The sequence below is a fragment of the Paenibacillus zanthoxyli JH29 genome (assembly GCF_000520715.1).
In the GTDB taxonomy this organism is placed as follows: Bacteria; Bacillota; Bacilli; order Paenibacillales; family Paenibacillaceae; genus Paenibacillus_AQ; species Paenibacillus_AQ zanthoxyli.
Window position 1 is genome coordinate 1 of record NZ_ASSD01000330.1, and the last position, 2,020, is coordinate 2,020.

3 protein-coding genes are annotated in these 2,020 nt (G+C 55.6%); all 3 read left to right on the plus strand.

Annotation, left to right across the window (positions count from 1 at the left end; all coding sequences use genetic code 11):
• The first annotated feature begins 33 nt into the window (after positions 1–33).
• A complete protein-coding gene (cobD, locus tag L691_RS0112100) occupies positions 34–1,143 on the plus strand; it encodes a threonine-phosphate decarboxylase CobD (RefSeq protein ID WP_025690792.1) in 1,110 nt (369 codons plus the stop codon).
• Positions 1,140–1,736, plus strand: a complete 597-nt coding sequence (locus L691_RS0112105) for a histidine phosphatase family protein (protein WP_025690793.1) — start codon at positions 1,140–1,142, stop codon at positions 1,734–1,736. Before cobD ends, L691_RS0112105 begins: the two co-directional genes overlap by 4 nt.
• A 13-nt stretch (positions 1,737–1,749) precedes the next feature.
• Positions 1,750–2,020: nucleotide-binding protein (locus L691_RS28690; protein ID WP_456320014.1), on the plus strand; the 271-nt coding region annotated here is incomplete at its 3' end.

The following is a 2,020-nucleotide window of genomic DNA, read 5'->3' on the forward strand; positions in this document are numbered from 1 at the left end:
TATATATATCGTTCTAAAACAGGGGGAGAAGGCATGCTTGAGCGAAACGGTCATGGAGGAGACTTGACTACGGCGGTTGAACTGTTCGGAGTTCCTGCACGGGAAATGCTGGATTTCAGCGCGAATATTAATCCGCTGGGACCGCCGCCGGGGTTAAAGGATGTCCTTCATGAGGAATGGACGGGGCTGGTTCACTATCCTGACCCTGAATCCCGGGAACTGCGAAGAGCCATTTCGCAAAAATATAATATTGACCCTGCGTCCATTCTGGTTGGCAACGGGGCCGCCGAAATCATTGATTTGATCGTGCGAGGGTTTAAACCGGGGAAAGTAGCGGTGATTAATCCGGCGTTTCTGGAATATGCCGAAGCCGCATTAAAAGCCGGTGCCGAAGTTCTATCCGTTCCCGCCTCTGCGGACGACGCTTTCGCCATCCCTGAGGAAGCGCTGCTCGCCGCCTGCGAAGAAGCGGACCTGCTGTTTATTGGCCAGCCTAACAATCCTACGGGACAGTGGCTGGACAGGGAAGCCGTGATTCGTCTTGCGGACACAGCCGCAGCGCATAATACCACCCTTGTGCTGGACGAGGCATTTATCGACTTTTTCGAGGACGAGAGAGAGCTGTCTTTCATTCGCGAGGCGGCTGCTTCCAGACATGTGATCGTTATCCGATCTATGACCAAATTTTACGGCATCCCCGGATTGCGCCTGGGCTACGCCGCCTCCCATCCGGACAATATCTCGTTCATTCGGAAGCTGCAGGTGCCTTGGAGCGTAAATCATTTGGCGCAAAAAGCCGGGGTGTTCGCATTAAACCAGACCGAATACGAAACGCGCACGAAGCGGCTCGTAGCCGTGGAGCGGGCCTGGCTGGAAGAGGAATTAAAGCGAATGGGCTGCTTGCCGTATCCGGGAAAAGCCAATTTTATTCTGGTCCGCATCGGCGCCTCCGGGCCGGATGCCTCAGAGCTCCAACTCCTACTGGGGCAGCAAGGCATTCTGATTCGCGGGTGCGCAGGCTTTGCCGGTCTGGACACCCGATACTTTCGGATTGCGGTTAGAACATGCATGGAGAATGAACGCTTGATTGCCGCGCTGCGCGGCGCTCTCTGCAATCGGCGGGAAGCGGAGGGAACAGATTGAACGTCCCGCTAACCAAGATTATTTTAGCCAGGCATGGAGCTACGGAGTGGAATACGCAGCGGCGCTACCTTGGGCATACGGATCAGCCGCTAAATGAGCTGGGCAGGAAGCAGGCGAAGGAACTGGGCAGCGCTTTGGCGCATTTTCATTTGGATGCCATTTATTGCAGTGATCTGCGGAGAGCCCGCGAGACAGCCTGCGAAGTGCAGCGGGCGGTATGCGGTGCAGGCCGAACCCAGCCTCCGCTGATCGCGGATGCAAGACTGAGAGAAACGGATTTCGGCTGGATCGAAGGATTGACTTATGAAGAAGCGATGGCCCGCTTTCCCGAAGAAATGACCCGTTGGTACGAACAGATCGAGACGCGGACCCCGCCCGGCGGGAAAGAATCGCTATCCGATGTCCGCAGCCGGGTGTGCCATTTTATGAAGGAAGTGAGCGGGCAGGATTACGGCAGGATTCTAATTGTTACCCATGGCGGAGTCATCAATTCATGGCTCGCGCATATCGGGAAGAAGCCATTCTGGGAGAATCCCCTTAGGCATGGGGAATGGACCGAATGCGAGGGTCAAGAGGTGAGGGAAAGTGAGTAAAGCGAGAACGATTATGTTCCAGGGAACGGCGTCCGACGTTGGCAAAAGCATTATCACCACGGCGGTCTGCCGGATTTTGGTTCAGGACGGCTTCAAGACGGCGCCTTATAAATCGCAAAATATGGCGCTGAACTCCTATGTTACCTTAGACGGCAAAGAGATCGGCCGGGCGCAGGGCGTTCAGGCGGAAGCCTGCGGGATTACGGCTACGACGGACATGAACCCCATTCTTATCAAACCGACAAGGGATATGACCGCCCAGGTTGTCGTTCACGGCAGGGCGC